This window comes from Arthrobacter sp. E44, from assembly GCF_041877125.1.
In the GTDB taxonomy this organism is placed as follows: Bacteria; Actinomycetota; Actinomycetes; order Actinomycetales; family Micrococcaceae; genus Arthrobacter.
This window is the reverse complement of record NZ_JBHDJA010000005.1, coordinates 146662-162152: the sequence shown is the minus strand read 5'-3', so window position 1 is coordinate 162152 and position 15491 is coordinate 146662. Positions and strand designations below refer to the sequence as shown.

The following is a 15491-nucleotide window of genomic DNA, read 5'->3' as shown; positions in this document are numbered from 1 at the left end:
AGCGGATGGTGCCGCAAGTGAGGCGGAGGTCTCGGGTAAGGGCTGGCTGCATAACCCTGAAGCGCCGACATGGGTGCTGCCTTGCACTCCCCAGACACGCCTGCGGCACCTAGTTTACCGGGCAGAAAGCCCGGCTGTTGCGCCCGACACAGCAGCCGTCAGTCGGACAGCTCCCTGCCGTTAAGTTCGGCCAGCAGTTCCGCCTTACGCTCGTCGGAAGCAAAGGAGGAGTGGATCGAGTTCGCTGCCAACCGCGCCTTGTCAAAATCGGAGAGGTCGAACACGGCGGTCAGCTGCGCGAAGTTGTCATCCACGTAGCCGCCGAAGTAGGCGGGATCGTCCGAGTTGACCGAAACATTGAGTCCCGCCGCGAGCATGGCCGGCAACGGATGGTCCGCCAGGGTGTCAACGGCGCGGAGCCGGACGTTGGACAAGGGGCAAACGGTCAGGGGAATACGCTCGTCCACGAGGCGCTCTACGAGGTCGGGGTCGTCCATGCAGCGGATGCCGTGATCGATCCGTTCCACACCCAGGAGGTCCAGGGCTTCGGTGATGTACGACGCCGGGCCCTCCTCCCCCGCGTGCGCCGTCAACCGCAGGCCCACTTCACGCGCCTTCGCGTACAGCCGCTCGAACTTGGACGGCGGGTTTCCCACTTCGGCCGAGTCCAGGCCGATGGCACCGATGGGTGCGTTCATGGCCAACAGCCGACCCAGGACCTCCAGTGCCGAGTCCTCCGGCAGGTCGCGCAGGAAGGCCGCGATGAGCATGGTGGAGATCCCGTACTCCTCCTCGGAGGTTGCCAGCACCGAGGCCACGCCGTTGACGCATGCCTCCAGGGGGATGCCGCGCGAGAGGTGCGCCTGCGGGTCCATCATGATTTCGGCGTGCCGGACGCCCGCGGCAGCGGCGCGCTCCAGGTAGGCGCGCGTCATGTCCGCAAAGTCCTGCTCGGTTTGGAGCACCGCCATGTTGGCGTAGTAGAGGTCCAGGAAGGACTGCAGGTCGGTGAACTCGTACTTCTGGCGCAGCTCATCCAGTCCGGAGTAGGGCAGGGAAATGCCGTTGCGTTCGGCCAGGGCAAAGATGAGCTCGGGCTGCAGCGTGCCCTCGATGTGCAGGTGCAGTTCGGCCACCGGAAGGGGCTTGGCAGGGACCGCGGATTCCGCGGGTTCCGTTTCGGTTTCGGGCATGGTGCTGCCACCGGGAAAGTTGTCCATCCGGTCAGGATAGTGCCCGTCCCGCTTTCGCGCCTGCGCGAAAGCTTGCACCGGGTGTTAGGCACAGCATCGACGTGCTTGGCGCCACAGCCAACACGCCCGCTTCAATCTCGATTTGATAACGGCCGGGCGATGTCCTAGCGTGAAACACATGCCCGCCTGGCGGGCTCTTTGATTGCCCGGTGCTGCCTCCACCAGAACTGCCCAGCGGCAGCCACCGACAGTGACCTCGATATCGTCAGGGGTGGGCAGTGTCGCGATAACCTCCGGGGACGGAGCCAGCGTTGGTGGCCTTCAGGAGCATCACCATCATGAAAAACACCAAATTCCGTACTGCCGCGCGCCGCGGAGTCACCTTGGCCGCCGTCTCCGCGGCAGGTTTGGCCCTTTCAGCCACAGCGGCCAACGCAGCCACACCCACCTCCACCTGGGACGCGCTAGCCCAGTGCGAGAGCGGCGGTAACTGGTCTATCAACACGGGCAACGGTTTCTCCGGCGGCCTGCAGTTCACTTCCAGCACCTGGTCGGCCTACGGCGGAACGGGATCTCCCGAGAACGCCAGCCGCGAACAGCAGATAGCAGTAGCCGAGCGGGTCCAGGCTTCCCAGGGCTGGGGCGCCTGGCCGTCCTGCTCGTCCCAGCTCGGACTGAGCGGTGGCGGCGGAGCCCCGGTCCAGAGTGCACCTGTCCAAAGCGCTCCCGTTCAGAGCGCCCCGGTCCAGAGTGCACCCGTCCAGGCCACGCAGGTCCAGAGCGCTACGGTCCAGCAAGCACCGGCGCCGCGGCACGCCACCTCCGTTGCCCTCAGCGGCGAGACGTACACCCTCCAGGCCGGAGATACCCTGAGCATCGTTGCCCAGAAGCTGGGCATCCAGGGCGGATGGCAGCACCTTGCCGACGCCAACCTGGACACCATTGCAGACCCGAACCTCGTGTTCGCGGGCCAGGTCATCCAGCTTCCCGCCTAACAGCGGACGCAGCACCACAAGCGCCCCTGGGCGCCCCGCCTTCCCAAGGCGACACAGACAGGTCGGCGATAGACAAATTCCGTTGACCAAACCACGACGCCGGCACACCCCCACAAGGGATGTGCCGGCGTCGTTCTTTTAATTCCTCAGCCGCTGCCGTGATGGGCGGCCGTCGGCTGGCGGTCAGCTGGCGGGCAACTCGCGGACGATGCGCACCTTCCAGGCGGAGTCGTCGCTGGTGTCCAGCAGCGCCACGGTGCCGTGCGCCAGGTTCAGTGCGACCCGCTTGACGGCGAGCAACTCCAGGTAAAGGTGCTCGTTCATGCGGCTGGGGGTATCGATCATGTACTTCACGGCGTCGCGCACCTTGCGGTAGTTGGCGCTGCGCTCGCGGTGCATGTGAAGCTCCAAGGCGGACTGCTGCTTGAGTCGCGGCTCGTGCCGGTTGAGCAGTGTCACTGCGGTGTGGACTGCAACTACCAGCGCGAGCGAAACGCCGTAGATCCACCAGCCGCTGGAGAGAAGGAACAGGGGCAGGTTGGCGATGGCTACCAGTGCGATGACCACGCGAAGGGCGGCAATGCGGCGCATCGTCCGGGCGACGGCGGCCATGCCGTCGCGGAAGCGGTGCTGGTCTTTGCGTGCAGCGGCGGGATCGATGATGAATTCGTCCAGAACCAGGATGCCCTGGGCTTCCGGACCGAGCATTTGTCCATAGCGGGGAAGGGCAGCGGGGGCAGGGGTGACGGCTTTGTCAGGTGTAAATGTCATGAGAGGGCTTCCAAAACGCGGGGGTGGTTGCGGTGATCTTAGTGGTTTAACCTGGGACACGTATGCAGCCGTCCATTATTTGGACACATGCACTCTCTGCCTGTGGCCGCCGGCACTCCAATTGGCACTTCCGGCTGGGACCGTCAGACTGAATGGATGCAAACCTTTCTCCCGTACCCTGACTTCCGCCAAAGCGCCGCAGCCCTGGACACCGCGCGGTTGGGCAAGCAGCGGGTCGAAGCGCTGCAAACCCTCCGCGCCCTGGTGATTCCGGGCTACGGCTGGCAGACCCACCCGGCGATCCGGATGTGGATGGGCCACGTGCCTGCCCTCACCATGTACGGACTGGCGATGGTGGACGAATGGATTGAGCGCGGCCACCCGGACAACACCCGCGCCAACATTGCCGAGTTCGCACCGCAGGCAGCCCACCCGGACTATGCCGCGAAGATCATCATGCCGCCGTGGCTCGGTGATCCGGACTTCCACCTAAGCCACCGTTCCAAGCTGGTCCACAAGGAACCGAAGTTTTACTCCTCAGTGTTCCCGGACGCCATTCCGGACATGGACTACGTCTGGCCGGAACCCCGGCACGAATTCCTGCCGGAGGAGCCGGAAGGGGACATCCTGTGGATCCTGCGGGAACCGTATGAGGACGTGGATCCGCAGTCCCTCACCACGGTGGCACTTCCTCCGGTGAACCGAGCCGCTGCTGCCGCGGCCGCCATGTCCGCGGACGACCACGGCTACTCCCCCGTTTACGTGGACGACGGCTCCCGCCGTCCGTCCCGCACGCCCAAGAAGGCCCCGCCCAAGCCCCAGGCGAAGAAGCCCACCCGCAAACGGCTGGCACAGGAGGAAGCGTTCCGGACCCTCCCGGGAAAGACGCCGGTAGCGGTTCCGTTCGAGAACGGGGCCAGGTTCGCGGTGGGACAGGTGGTGGGCCGGCCCATCACCCTCGACGACGGCCGCTTCGGCAGGAATTTCGAGGTCACGGAAATCATCGACCGCTCCGCGTTTACATACCCGGCCCTGCTGCAGGACCCCCGCGTGTTCTTCCCGGTGGAGGCCCCGTAGGCCATGACGATTCTCCTGGCAGGATGCGGCGACCTGGGCACCGAGGCGGGTTTGCGGTTCGCGGCTTTGGGCCACCGCGTTGTGGGGTGGCGCCGTTCCCCTGCAAAACTGCCGGCAGCCATCGAAGGTGCCGCGGCTGACCTCGCGTCTACGCAACTGCCGGCCGTCCCCGCAGACACCTCCGCCGTCGTCATTGCCGTGGCGGCCGACTCCCCGACGGAAGAGGCATACCGCTCTGCGTATGTACGCGGAATAGCAAACGTCCTGGATGCACTCGAACGCGACGGAGTGGCACCTCGCCGCATCATCTTCGTCTCCTCCACCGCGGTCTACGGTGATGCGGATGGTGGCTGGGTGGACGAGTCCACGCCACCCAACCCCGGTGGTTTCTCCGGCCGGGTGCTGGTGGAGGCCGAAGACCTTCTGCAGGCCAGGCTTGCCGGAACCACCACTGCCGGCATCTCGCTCAGGCTGGGTGGCATCTATGGGCCGGGACGGGCTCGGCTGATCGACCAGGTGAAGTCGGGGTCGGCTGTCATTCCTGAAGACGTGCGCTACACCAATCGGATCCACCGGGACGACGCCGCGGCGGCCCTGGTGCATTTGGCAACAATGGATGCCGCGCCAGCGCCCGTATACGTGGGTGTGGACAACGAACCAGCCGATCTGGGAACGGTGTTGCGCTTCCTGGCGGACGAACTCGGCCTTCCTTCACCCCGCCTGGGTGACGCCGGACCTGCCCGCGGGGGAAACAAACGCTGCGGTAACCATCTCCTTCGCAGCACGGGCTTTGCCTTCACGTTTCCCACATTCAGGGAAGGGTACAGGGATGTTATAGCGGGGAACGGCGTACGCCATCCGTGAGTAAGTCCGCCGTTCTTTTGATCGATGCCAGGCTGGCCATGGGGACACCTGGCCTGAGTTGAGGCAGGGCATGGAATTTCGGCAAATTATTGAGACGGTTGGGCAGCTGGTCGACTTCGCAGGCGTTGCGGTCATGGTGATCGGGGCGGTGGCCTCCCTCCCGATGGCAATCCGCGGCCACCAGCCGCGGCGGCTTCCAGCGGGGGCGGAGAAACTGAGCTTCTACCGCTCCTATCGACAGCTGCTGGGCCGGTCCATCCTGCTGGGCCTTGAACTACTCGTGGCTGCCGACATCATCCGTACCGTTGCCGTAACGCCCACCTTCTCCAGCGTCGGGGTGCTGGCCATCATCGTGCTGATCCGGACGTTCCTCAGCTTCTCATTGGAGCTGGAAATTACGGGGCGGTGGCCATGGCAAAAGGAAGCACCGCCAGCCCGTTCCGACTCCACCGCAACAGCAACCTAAGGCTCTTGACTGGGTTTTCCACATAGGGGTTTTGGGGTCTCTTGATTGTCGGTGGTGGCTGGCAGAGTGGGGTCATGGAGGCCATTGGGGAAGATCTTGGGAGGGCGTACGACGCCGGCAGCCGGCTGCCGCGCCCGGCCCACCTTCACCCGGTCCCCAGCGAGGAACCTTTACAGCCATCAGACTCGGGGCCCGGCCAGCAGGACGTGTTGGACGGGCTCGGCGCACAGCTGGCAGCCGCCGCCTTGGCCGCCCCCGGCCTGCTGGCAACCGCCAGCCATGCCGAAGCTGCAGATTTCGCCGCCCGGGTCGAGGGCCTTGCCCGCTCCATCGAGTACCTCCAACTCCTCGCAGCCGGGGCTGTGGACCGCACCCGAACCCAAGCCATCAACGACGCCGCAGCCGCCAAAACCCGGGCAGGCCGGTCCCGCGCAGCCCAGTCCCGCGCAGCCTCGTCCTCCGCAGGCCGGTCCACGGGCTGGATCACCGGGTGGGACGCCAACAGTGTTGGAACCCTCAACACCACCGAAACCCCGCACACCTCCCCTGCCGATGACGGGTGCCGGAACACCGCAGAGTTCCTCCGCCTGCGCCTGCAGATCCCCATCCGCGAAGCCCGCCGCCGCCTCACCCTCGCCCACCACGTCCTGCCCGGCACCAGCATCACCGGCGAACCACTCCCACCAACCCGGCCACACCTCGCCGCCGCCCTCACCCCCACCAACGGGAACACCACCACCGGGAACAACACCGAAACCGCAACCACCGTCGAGGGGACCACCATCGAAACCGGGCCGGGACCGGCGGTGTCCTCGCACGCAGCGACCATCATCACCGCCACCCTGGACCGGCTCCGCCACCACACCACCGAAGAGACCCTGGACCGGATCGAACACCACCTCACCACAGCCGCCACAACCACCGACCCCGACTTCCTCACCCGCCTGGCCCAACGCTGGACCGACACCATCGACGCCGACGGCACCGAACCCACCGAAGAAGCCCTCCGCCACACCCAAGGCGCCTTCATCCGCAAACCCCGCCACGGCCTGCACCACCTCGAAATCTTCGCCACCACCGACCAATACGAACACCTCCTCACCGTCATGAACACCGCCACCAACCCCCGCACCACCACCGGCAACACCAGCCCAAGCACAGGGAATGACACAGCCGACAGGGCGGGCACGGGAACTGAAGGCTGCACAGGCACGGGCACAGGCACCGAGGGGAGCACGGCAACGGGCAGCGCAACATGGCACACCAACCTGCCGGACCTGGACCGGCGCACCCGCGCCCAAAAACAACTCGACGGCCTGGTCACCGCCGCCAAAGCCGCCCTCACCACCAACACCCTGCCCACCACCGGCGGCAACCGCCCCCAAATCATCGCCACGATCCACTACCAAGACCTATTCCCAGCCAACGCCACCACCCCCGCCGGAAAATCAGGACCGACAACAGCAGAACCCGGAACGAACACAACCACCAGGACAGCGCCACGTACAGGCGCCGGGACAGGAACCGGGACCGGCACGTTCATGTTCACCGGGCCCGTCGCCGCCGCCACCCTGCGCAAAACCGCATGCGACGCCGACATCATCCCCGCCCTCCTGGGCACCAACAGCGAAATCCTCGACCTCGGCCGCAAAACCCGCCTCTTCACCCCCGCCCAACGCCTGGCCCTCACCGCCCGCGACCAAGGCTGCGCCTTCCCCAACTGCACCATCCCCGCCCCCTGGTGCGAAGCCCACCACATCACCTACTGGTCACACGAAGGACCCACCACCACCAACAACGGCGTCCTGCTCTGCAGCCACCACCACCACCTCATCCACAAAGAACAATGGACCATCACCACCACCCACCACACACCCACCTTCATCCCCCCACCCCACCTCGACCCCCACCAAACACCCCAACAAAACCACTACTTCAAACCACCACCACCCCACCCACACAAATGAAACCTGCCCAAAGCAGTCGGGTTAGGCTTCACCCATGACTGAAACCAGCAGCGCCAAAGCCACCGAACTGCTCCGTCTGCACCAAGCCCCGGAAATTCTTCAAATGGTCAATGTGTGGGATGCCATCACTGCCAAAGTCATTACGGAGGTTCCGGGAACCACTGCCCTTGCAACGGCCAGCCACTCCATCGCCGCCACCCTTGGCTACGAGGACGGTGAGAACATTCCCGTCGACGAAATGATCAGCTTCGTCGGCCGCATAGCTGCGGCCACCCATCTGCCCGTGAGCGCCGACCTTGAATCCGGTTACGGCAATCCGGGCGAGACCACGCGCAAGGCAATTGGCGTCGGAATTGTCGGGGCCAACATCGAGGACCAGATGCGGCCGCTGACGGAGGCCGTGAACCAGATGGCAGCCGTTGTTCATGCCGGTGCTGCAGAAGGAATCGATTTCGTCCTGAATGCGCGGACCGACGCGTTCCTGAAGGGCAAGGACCGTGCGCCTGAAGATGTACTTTTGGATGCCATCGAACGCGGCAGGGCGTTCCTGGACGTAGGCGCCACCACGGTCTTTGTCCCGGGGCTGCTGGACCAGCCAACGATCACAGCGCTGGTAGAAGGCATCGGCTGGAACAAGATCTCGGTCATCAACGTCCCGGGTTCGCTTCCGCCGGCCAAGCTGCAGGAACTGGGCGTTGCGCGCATCTCGTACGGTCCATGGACACAGAGAGTGGCCCTGACAGCCCTCGCCGACGCAGCCGCAGAGCTCCTCGCAGGTGGCCAGCTTCCCGAGGACACGCGGCCTTTGAACTAGCTGAAACCGCAGCCATCGAACTTCAAGCGCCAGCGGCTGATTGGAGGAAGGAGTGGTGGAACCTTGACGGAGAACTTGAGCGCCGCAGAACTGTGGCCGCGCCCGACAGAATTACCAAGGCCGGTATTCTCCGACCAGCGGTGGCTTGATGCCGTGTTCCTCCACTGGCGAATTCCGGAGGCAGTGGCGGCCAAGTTCATGCCATGTGGGGTTCAACCGGATATATTCGACGGCAGTTCCTGGGTTGGGCTCATTGGATTTCGCATGGTGCAGGCGGGACTCGGCCACGGCCCCGGCATTCCCTACCTGGGAAGCTTCAATGAGGTCAACGTCCGGCTCTACTCCCGCGAGCCGGACGGGACCCGTGGGGTGGTGTTCCTGAGCCTGGACGCGAACCGCCTCCCAGTCGTTGTCGCGACGCGGACGGCCGGAATTCCCTACGTGTGGTCGCAGATCCGGCAATGGCCAGCCTTTCCGGGCAGCGATAACAGGCGCCAGCATGACGGCTCCAGGACCGATGCCGGCAGCACAGGTGAACTTCCTATCGGATACTCCGTCCACCGGTTTGGCAGCAGCGCTGCACAAAGCGACTTCGGGGTCGTCCCAAAGCTGCACGTCGCAGCCAGCGATCCACTATCGATCTTCCTGACTGCAAGGTTCGGCATGCACGGCCGCTTCCGCGGCAAATCCATATACGTTCCGAACAGCCACCACGATTGGCCGCTTTTTGAGGCAGACATCCACCAGCTCAGCGATGGATTGGTTGCGGCAGCCGGCATCAACGTGAACGGGCCGCCGGAATCGGTCCTCTACTCGCCGGGAGTCAGGACACGGTTTGGACGACCCCGCCTGCTGGGCGCCGGCGGCTAGAAGGTTGCGTCCTGGGGATCCGGCGCTCCCTGGGCGTCCTGCCAACCTTGGCCTTCGGTAAACGTGCTCACCAAGGTACCGACGCCCGCCTGCAGGGAGTTGGACGGGTCGAAGTAGAGGGATGCTTCCGATGCCCGGCTGTGGGTGATCAACTGCTCAGCTTCCAGCTTCGCCTCGGGCACCGTTGCGCCGATGATGCCGGTGCGGGCCGGAAGATCCGGTGTGTGCACCACTTCGGCCTTCGTCTGGGTCAGCGGGACCGTGTCGCCGGAATTGATCTCGTCGTGAGGGAACTCGAACTCGTCATCGCCGGGGGCGGCAGGAACGGTGTACTCCAGGAAATAGGTCATACCCCACCCTTGCAGAAAAGCCACCCCTGCCAAAGTCCCTCAGAAGCTACTTGCCCAACCCGGCCTTCCTCAAAGCCTCGGCCATTGCAGTGTCAATGGGCTGCGGCTTCGGGGTCGCACGGTTATTACCGCCTGCTGCACGCGGGGACTGCCTGCCTTGCTGTTGCCGGTCCTGGCGTCCGCCGCGATCAACCTTTTGGCCGCCTGCTCCCCCGCGGTTGCCTCGCCCTTCTTGTCCCGCACCGCCACGTCCTGCACCGCCCTGTCCACCGCTGCCATCTCCCTTGCGCCGCCCGGAACCTGCGCCGCCGCCGGCTGGTTCGTCGTCGAGCCTCAACGTCAACGAAATGCGTTTCCGCTCCGGATCAGCCTCCACGACCTTCACACGGACCACCTGGCCAGACTTCACCACCTCGCGCGGATCGGACACAAAGCGGTTGGCCAGGGCAGAGACATGCACCAGCCCGTCCTGGTGGACGCCCACATCCACGAAGGCACCGAAAGCGGCAACGTTGGTCACCGTTCCCTCAAGGATCATGCCCGGCCGCAGGTCCGAGATCTTTTCGATCCCCTCCGAGAAGGTGGCGGCAGCAAAGGCGGGCCGGGGGTCTCGGCCTGGTTTGTCCAGCTCTATGAGGATGTCCTGGACCGTTGGCAGGCCGAACGTGTCATCCACGAACTTTTGCGGGTCCAAGGACGATGCCGGCGCCGACCCGGCAGCCGCCCGGATCTTCCTGGCCACCGCGTACGCCTCCGGGTGGACGCTGGATGCATCAAGGGGCTCCGCTCCCCCGGTGATTCGAAGGAAGCCGGCGCACTGCTCGAATGCCTTGGCGCCCAGCCGCGGCACCTTCTTGAGGTCGGTCCGCTTGTTGAAGGGGCCATGTTCGTTCCGATAGGCCACAATGTTTTCGCTCAGCAGGGGCCCGACACCGGCCACCCGACTCAACAGTGCGGGCGATGCGGTGTTCACATCCACTCCCACGGCGTTTACGCAATCCTCCACCACTGCATCAAGGCTCCGATCCAGTTTCGAGGCCGTGACGTCGTGCTGGTACTGGCCCACGCCGATGGACTTGGGATCGATCTTGACGAGTTCGGCGAGCGGATCCTGCAGGCGGCGCGCAATGGAGACGGCACCGCGAAGCGAAACGTCCATTCCCGGCAGTTCGGCGGCGGCGAGCGCCGAGGCGGAGTAGACGGAGGCGCCGGCCTCGGACACCACCAGTTTCTGCGGTTTCCGGTCCACCTCCGGCAGCAGTTTGATCAATTCGGCAGCCAACTTATCCGTCTCACGCGATGCCGTCCCGTTGCCAATCGCCACAAGTTCGACGGCGTGCTGCCGCGCCAAACGCACCAGGGTGGCCAGGGCTTCGTCCCACTTGCGGGCGGGAGCGTGCGGGTAGACAGTGTCAGTGGCTACGACCTTCCCGGTGCCGTCCACCACTGCGACCTTCACCCCGGTGCGCAGCCCGGGGTCGAGGCCAAGGGTGGCGCGATTTCCGGCCGGTGCGGCCAGCAGCACGTCGCGAAGGTTGGCGGCGAACACCCGGACCGCTTCGTCCTCCGCCGCCGCAAACAGCCTGGCGCGAAGGTCAGAAGTAAGGCGGGCCAGCACGCGGGAGCGCCAAGCAACCTGGGCTGTCTGCATCAGCCATGCGTCGGCGGGACGGCCGCGGTCGGCGACGCCGAGGAACCTGGCCACCGCGGACTCGTAGCGGGCGCGGGCGGCGGTAAGGGCGGCGTCGTCCGCTGGATCTGCTTCTGCAAGATCCAACTCAAGAATGCCGTCCTTCTCCCCGCGGAACAGCGCCAGCACGCGGTGCGACGGCATCCGTTCCGGCGCCTGCGCGAACTCGAAGTAGTCGGCGAACTTCTGCCCTTCAGCCTCCTTGCCCTTCTTGACGCGTGAGACCATCCGGCCCTGCGTCCACATCCGGTCCCGCAGGTTGGCTGCGAGGTCGGGATCCTGAGCCACCCGCTCCACCAGGATGGCCCGGGCACCGGCCAACGCCGTGGCGGCGTCGGCTACGGAGTGCTCGTTGTTGAGGTACTTTGCGGCTTCGCGTTCGGGGTCCAGGTCCGGCCGCTTCAGCAGCACGTCCGCGAGCGGCTCCAGGCCCGCCTCACGCGCCATCTGGGCCTTGGTCCGGCGCTTGGACTTGAACGGCAGGTAGATGTCTTCGAGCCGTGACTTGGTATCGGCAGCCAGGACTGCCTTGCGCAGTTCCGGCGTCAGCTGCCCTTGCGCTTCAATCGCTTCGAGGACGGAACGACGGCGGTCCGCCAGCTCGCGGAGGTAGCGGAGCCGCTCGTCGAGGTTCCGGAGCTGGGTGTCGTCCAGCGTCCCGGTGGCTTCCTTGCGGTACCTTGCGATGAACGGAACGGTGGAGCCGCCGTCGAGCAGGTCGACGGCCGCCTTCACCTGCCACGCCTTGACCCCCAGCTCGGCGGCAATTTGGGCAAAGACCGCGTCCTCCCCTGACGCGTGGGAGGGTGCGGGAATCGGGGAAGGCGCAGGCAGTTGGGTCACCAGAACATCTTGCCTTACCGACCTGCCGGGCTCCACCGGAGGGCGTCTTCATGTGGATATCGGGGTTTGCAGAGGGTATTCCGTTGGAGCCGACGAAGTGCTGTAGTGGACATGCCGTTAGTGGCGCCGATGCTTGAGGAAGAGGCCATCATGCGGGAACTGCTTGTTGTTTTCCAGGAGGGGTTCGACGAGGCCAACATCACCGTGACCGTGAACGGCAAGGAGGTGCGCAGGGAACTGGGTGTCTCCACCAATCCACTGCTCGGCATCGCGTCGGAGGTGTCCGTGGATCTGCCGGCCAAGGGGGCGCAGGTGGGAGTGGAGGTGACCAACCGGGGGCTCAAGGCGATCACCAAGGTCAGCGGCAAACCCAAAAGCGTGCTGGTCTCTATCGAGGACGGACGGCTGCGGATGCGGGAAGGCACGGGCCGGGAGGCAGTACTTTAGCGGGTTTGGCAGCCTTGCCTTGGCGCGGTTGTCGGTTGCAAAACTGGCTCTGGTAAGAGTCCATTCGTTGGAGTAGCATCTGATCACCGCCGGCTTCCCGATGGAGTCCGGCGGGCCACATAAGTCGTCAGCCGGAGGTCGTCGGATGGCCTTACGGCGACGCTGCCCGGGACCAGCACCCCAGACAGCCAACGACGGCGGCACCCAACTTGGGTGCCGCCGTCGTCGTTTTTCCGGGCTGGCCGGTCAGGTGCTTTAGCCCTGGTACATCGGGTAATCCGTGTAGCCAGTGGCGCCTTCTGCGTAGAACGTGGACGCATCAGGCTCGTTGAGCGGGAGGCTTTCCTTCCAGCGGCGGGCAAGATCCGGGTTGGCGATCGCAGGCCGGCCCACAACCACCGCGTCGGCGTGGCCCTCGGCCACGAGGTTCACGGCTTCTTCCCGGGTGGTGATGACGCCGAAGCCGGTGTTGACCAGGAAGGTGCCGCCGAAGCGCGTGCGGAGGTCCTGGACGAGTTCACCCGTGGGTTCGTGGTGCAGGATGCTCAGGTAGGCGAGGCTGAGCGGCGCGATGCTGTCCACGAGGACTTCGTAGGTGGCGCGGACGTCAGCGGCGTCGGTCTCGGCGATGCCCTGGACGTTGTGCTCGGGGGAAATCCGCAGGCCCACGCGGTTCGCGCCGAGGGCTGCCACCACTGCGTTGACGGTTTCGATCACGAAGCGTGCGCGGTTTTCGGGGGACCCGCCGTAGCTGTCCGTCCGGATGTTGGAGTTCGGCGCCAGGAATTCGTGCAGGAGGTAGCCGTTGGCCGAGTGCAACTCCACGCCGTCGAACCCTGCCTCGATGGCGTTCAGCGAAGCGTTGACGATTTCCTGGATGACCAGGGGGAGCTCGTCGGTGGTCAGGGCGTGCGGGACCGGGTACGGCTGCTTGCCGGCAGGCGTCCTGACAATGCCGTCAATGGCTACGGCACTGGGCCCGACGATGGGCAGGCCACCGGTGATGTCAGGGTGGGAAACCCTGCCGCCATGCATGATCTGGGCAAACATGCGCCCGCCTTCGGCGTGCACTGCGTCAGTAACCTTCTTCCACCCGGCGACCTGTTCCGGAGTGACGATCCCGGGCTGTCCCGGGTAAGCCTGCCCGACGGGGGTGGGGTAGGTGCCCTCGCTGACGATGAGGCCCAGGGAAGCGCGCTGGCGGTAGTGCTCGACGAGGAGCGGTCCCGGAATGCCCTTCTCACCCGCGCGGAGGCGGGTCAGCGGTGCCATCACCAGACGGTTGGGAAGTTCAAGTTCGCCGAGGGTGAGCGGGGAAAACAGCATGCGCAGTTCCTTTCGAAGGCTGAAGACGTACTGCCTCTGCCAACTGTGGGGCGCATGCAACTATTCCGGCACAGCACCGAATGCGACGGGGATCACAATCCTGCCTTAACCTGGGTCCGGCCTTACCGGGTGCCGGCACCCGGGCAACCCTGCCCCTGTGGATTGGTGTTGCAGTCGTCCGCGTAGTTGCGGGTGAGCGAGCGCCAAACGCTGATGGTTTGCGGCGGTGCACTGAACTGCCCTTGCCCTGGAATGGGCAACGGCGGGCCGGAGTTCACCGAATAGGTGCCCTGGAAGGTGGTAGTCATGACCACCTGGAAATCCCCGGTGGATGCGTAGGCGTGGCTGGTCCGGGTCTTTTCACCCCAGCGGTCCTGCGGCAAGGGCCCTCCCATGGACGGTTGAGGGCCGAAGACAGTGCCGTCACCGTAGTTCCACGTGTACTGCACGGGCGTAGCCACCACGTGGACTTTTTGGGCGAACATGGTGATGTCGAACTGCTGCTCCACCGCCTCCGCGTAGAAGTTTGTCTCGGCGCCGCGGATGGTGTTCGGGCTCGGCTGCGCCGTAACTTTCCCGGCGTTTACCGGAAGGTTCTGGAACTGCCACTGGATATCCGCGGCGATGCGAGGCAGGAGGTCCTCGGGCTTCGGATCGTAAAGGCAGGTTGGGCCGGAATGGTGTGCCCAGACCGCACCCGGCACGCCTCGTGGCCGGGACAGCCACATCACGGGTATGCCCTTGGCGCCGTCTTCCCGGTCCTTGCAGTCGAGCTGGCGGGCAAGGCAAGGGGTGTCGAAGTCGCCCCCGCCGAGGTGGCATTGAAGTTCGTACTTGTACTCGTTGGGGTCCGTGCTTACGGTGCCGGGCTCAGCACGAACAAATTGGCCCGACTCACCAGGTACCCAATCATCAGCTCCCATTTTGAGGCCGGAGTCCACAAATCCGCCACCGATACGCGGCTTCGGTTTTGACCCATCTTCGGCAGAGGCCGACAGGAGAGACGCTGTCAAAAACACCAGACAGCAGGCGAGGATTCCGAGGACCCTACCTAAGTAAGCCACGATTACCGGATCAGCCCTAGATCATTGACCACCCATCCCGAGTCGGCAAATCTCACCATCGCCACGCTGCCGGAATTCGTAGCTGCCGTCTTCTCTTGATACGGGCTTCCGTCTGGATTATGAATTACCAGTTCCTTCTGCAGTACCTGAAGAACCACCTGCGTGCTGCCGTCAGTAGAAGGTTTTGCGGTCGCGACCGGAATTTCTATTTGGCCGCCAGAAATCCACTTGCCCTCACCCCAAGCGGCTTCAATGTCAGCGACGAGACCTTGACAAAAGGTGCACTCAGTTTTCGAAAGCTTTGAAAGTGCAGCAGTGTCTCCCGTCTCGTATGCGTAGCTCAGGACCGAGAACCAATGCTTCATAAACGCTTCCGCCCCTTCCTTCGTCTCCGTCTTAGCCACCTCGGGCAGGACGGGAACCGGGACGTTCTGGGCTGGGCCGGATGCGTCGGCCGGCTTGTAGACAGCACTCGATGTCGGGGTGGGAGTGGGCGTGGCGGTGGGTGTCTCGGCGGCCACGGGGGAAGAAGTGCCGCCCGGACCAGGAGAACCGCCCGAGTTGCAGCCAGACAAAGCCAGAGCAAGTCCAACAACGAGGGCGGCCGCACCGGACTGCACCGTGCGTGGCGAAACGAGAGCGCGGGACGAAAAGAAGTTCTGCGATGTCATGGGCCGCTATTCCCCCAGTAGTTTCAAGACGGCTTGCTCCGGACAGTGAGTTAAGGGTAGCCCACGTCATAATTCGCTGAGGA

15 protein-coding genes are annotated in these 15491 nt (G+C 64.8%); 8 read left to right on the top strand and 7 right to left on the bottom strand.

Annotated features, from left to right (window positions below):
• Nucleotides 1-158: 158 nt before the first annotated feature.
• Entirely contained in the window at nt 159-1220 is a 1062-nt protein-coding gene (locus tag ACETK3_RS06795; protein WP_373992689.1) for an adenosine deaminase, read from the bottom strand.
• Nucleotides 1221-1531: 311 nt separating this feature from the next.
• Between ACETK3_RS06795 and ACETK3_RS06790 the strand changes: the two genes are divergently transcribed.
• Nucleotides 1532-2188, top strand: a complete 657-nt coding sequence (locus ACETK3_RS06790) for a transglycosylase family protein (RefSeq protein ID WP_237429931.1) — start codon at nt 1532-1534, stop codon at nt 2186-2188.
• A gap of 183 nt (nt 2189-2371) precedes the next feature.
• Here ACETK3_RS06790 and ACETK3_RS06785 read toward each other — a convergent pair whose 3' ends face one another.
• A complete protein-coding gene (locus tag ACETK3_RS06785; RefSeq protein WP_236801260.1) occupies nt 2372-2959 on the bottom strand; it encodes a hypothetical protein in 588 nt (195 codons plus the stop codon).
• 156 nt (nt 2960-3115) lie between these two features.
• On the opposite strand from ACETK3_RS06785, the gene ACETK3_RS06780 reads away from it, so the two are divergent.
• The 6 genes from ACETK3_RS06780 to ACETK3_RS06755 all read left to right on the top strand — a co-directional run bounded on the left by ACETK3_RS06780 (nt 3116) and on the right by ACETK3_RS06755 (nt 9017).
• On the top strand, nt 3116-4036 hold the full coding sequence (locus tag ACETK3_RS06780) for an MSMEG_6728 family protein (protein WP_237429930.1): 921 nt from the start codon (nt 3116-3118) through the stop codon (nt 4034-4036).
• Between the two features lie 3 nt (nt 4037-4039).
• Nucleotides 4040-4900 (top strand): SDR family oxidoreductase, encoded by an 861-nt coding sequence (locus tag ACETK3_RS06775; protein ID WP_237429929.1) that lies wholly within the window; start codon nt 4040-4042, stop codon nt 4898-4900.
• Between the two features lie 70 nt (nt 4901-4970).
• Nucleotides 4971-5366, top strand: coding sequence for a DUF1622 domain-containing protein (locus ACETK3_RS06770; RefSeq protein ID WP_236801257.1), 396 nt, complete (start codon nt 4971-4973; stop codon nt 5364-5366).
• A gap of 74 nt (nt 5367-5440) precedes the next feature.
• Nucleotides 5441-7333: an HNH endonuclease signature motif containing protein gene (locus ACETK3_RS06765; RefSeq protein WP_237429928.1), complete on the top strand. Its 1893-nt coding sequence runs from the start codon at nt 5441-5443 to the stop codon at nt 7331-7333.
• Between the two features lie 34 nt (nt 7334-7367).
• On the top strand, nt 7368-8147 hold the full coding sequence (locus tag ACETK3_RS06760) for an isocitrate lyase/phosphoenolpyruvate mutase family protein (protein WP_237429927.1): 780 nt from the start codon (nt 7368-7370) through the stop codon (nt 8145-8147).
• A 63-nt stretch (nt 8148-8210) separates the two neighbouring features.
• Nucleotides 8211-9017 (top strand): YqjF family protein, encoded by an 807-nt coding sequence (locus ACETK3_RS06755; RefSeq protein ID WP_237429926.1) that lies wholly within the window; start codon nt 8211-8213, stop codon nt 9015-9017.
• Here ACETK3_RS06755 and ACETK3_RS06750 read toward each other — a convergent pair.
• Both ACETK3_RS06750 and ACETK3_RS06745 read right to left on the bottom strand, forming a co-directional pair.
• Nucleotides 9014-9367 carry a hypothetical protein gene (locus tag ACETK3_RS06750; protein ID WP_236801252.1) on the bottom strand — a complete coding sequence of 118 codons (354 nt, stop codon included), beginning with the start codon at nt 9365-9367 and terminating at the stop codon, nt 9014-9016. The two genes, ACETK3_RS06755 and ACETK3_RS06750, sit on opposite strands and share 4 nt — an antisense overlap.
• A 46-nt stretch (nt 9368-9413) precedes the next feature.
• Nucleotides 9414-11900 (bottom strand): Tex family protein, encoded by a 2487-nt coding sequence (locus ACETK3_RS06745; protein WP_373992688.1) that lies wholly within the window; start codon nt 11898-11900, stop codon nt 9414-9416.
• A gap of 129 nt (nt 11901-12029) precedes the next feature.
• Here ACETK3_RS06745 and ACETK3_RS06740 point away from each other — a divergent pair, with 129 nt between their 5' ends.
• Nucleotides 12030-12347: a hypothetical protein gene (locus ACETK3_RS06740; protein ID WP_236802795.1), complete on the top strand. Its 318-nt coding sequence runs from the start codon at nt 12030-12032 to the stop codon at nt 12345-12347.
• A gap of 255 nt (nt 12348-12602) precedes the next feature.
• Here ACETK3_RS06740 and ACETK3_RS06735 read toward each other — a convergent pair whose 3' ends face one another.
• The 3 genes from ACETK3_RS06735 to ACETK3_RS06725 all read right to left on the bottom strand — a co-directional run bounded on the left by ACETK3_RS06735 (nt 12603) and on the right by ACETK3_RS06725 (nt 15408).
• Nucleotides 12603-13673 carry an alkene reductase gene (locus tag ACETK3_RS06735; protein WP_236801250.1) on the bottom strand — a complete coding sequence of 357 codons (1071 nt, stop codon included), beginning with the start codon at nt 13671-13673 and terminating at the stop codon, nt 12603-12605.
• Between the two features lie 122 nt (nt 13674-13795).
• Nucleotides 13796-14596, bottom strand: a complete 801-nt coding sequence (locus tag ACETK3_RS06730; protein ID WP_373992687.1) for a hypothetical protein — start codon at nt 14594-14596, stop codon at nt 13796-13798.
• 143 nt (nt 14597-14739) lie between these two features.
• Nucleotides 14740-15408, bottom strand: coding sequence for a DUF6318 family protein (locus ACETK3_RS06725; protein WP_373992686.1), 669 nt, complete (start codon nt 15406-15408; stop codon nt 14740-14742).
• Nucleotides 15409-15491 lie beyond the last annotated feature (83 nt).

Excerpts from the sequence above, each read along its gene's own strand:
- ACETK3_RS06760 (WP_237429927.1), top strand. The coding sequence starts at position 7,368 with ATGACTGAAACCAGCAGCGCCAAAGCCACCGAACTGCTCCGTCTGCAC.
- ACETK3_RS06725 (WP_373992686.1), bottom strand. The coding sequence starts at position 15,408 with ATGACATCGCAGAACTTCTTTTCGTCCCGCGCTCTCGTTTCGCCACGC.
- ACETK3_RS06770 (WP_236801257.1), top strand. The coding sequence starts at position 4,971 with ATGGAATTTCGGCAAATTATTGAGACGGTTGGGCAGCTGGTCGACTTC.
- ACETK3_RS06775 (WP_237429929.1), top strand. The coding sequence starts at position 4,040 with ATGACGATTCTCCTGGCAGGATGCGGCGACCTGGGCACCGAGGCGGGT.
- ACETK3_RS06790 (WP_237429931.1), top strand. The coding sequence starts at position 1,532 with ATGAAAAACACCAAATTCCGTACTGCCGCGCGCCGCGGAGTCACCTTG.
- ACETK3_RS06735 (WP_236801250.1), bottom strand. The coding sequence starts at position 13,673 with ATGCTGTTTTCCCCGCTCACCCTCGGCGAACTTGAACTTCCCAACCGT.
- ACETK3_RS06780 (WP_237429930.1), top strand. The coding sequence starts at position 3,116 with ATGCAAACCTTTCTCCCGTACCCTGACTTCCGCCAAAGCGCCGCAGCC.
- ACETK3_RS06740 (WP_236802795.1), top strand. The coding sequence starts at position 12,030 with ATGCTTGAGGAAGAGGCCATCATGCGGGAACTGCTTGTTGTTTTCCAG.
- ACETK3_RS06785 (WP_236801260.1), bottom strand. The coding sequence starts at position 2,959 with ATGACATTTACACCTGACAAAGCCGTCACCCCTGCCCCCGCTGCCCTT.
- ACETK3_RS06795 (WP_373992689.1), bottom strand. The coding sequence starts at position 1,220 with ATGGACAACTTTCCCGGTGGCAGCACCATGCCCGAAACCGAAACGGAA.
- ACETK3_RS06765 (WP_237429928.1), top strand. The coding sequence starts at position 5,441 with ATGGAGGCCATTGGGGAAGATCTTGGGAGGGCGTACGACGCCGGCAGC.
- ACETK3_RS06750 (WP_236801252.1), bottom strand. The coding sequence starts at position 9,367 with ATGACCTATTTCCTGGAGTACACCGTTCCTGCCGCCCCCGGCGATGAC.
- ACETK3_RS06730 (WP_373992687.1), bottom strand. The coding sequence starts at position 14,596 with ATGGGAGCTGATGATTGGGTACCTGGTGAGTCGGGCCAATTTGTTCGT.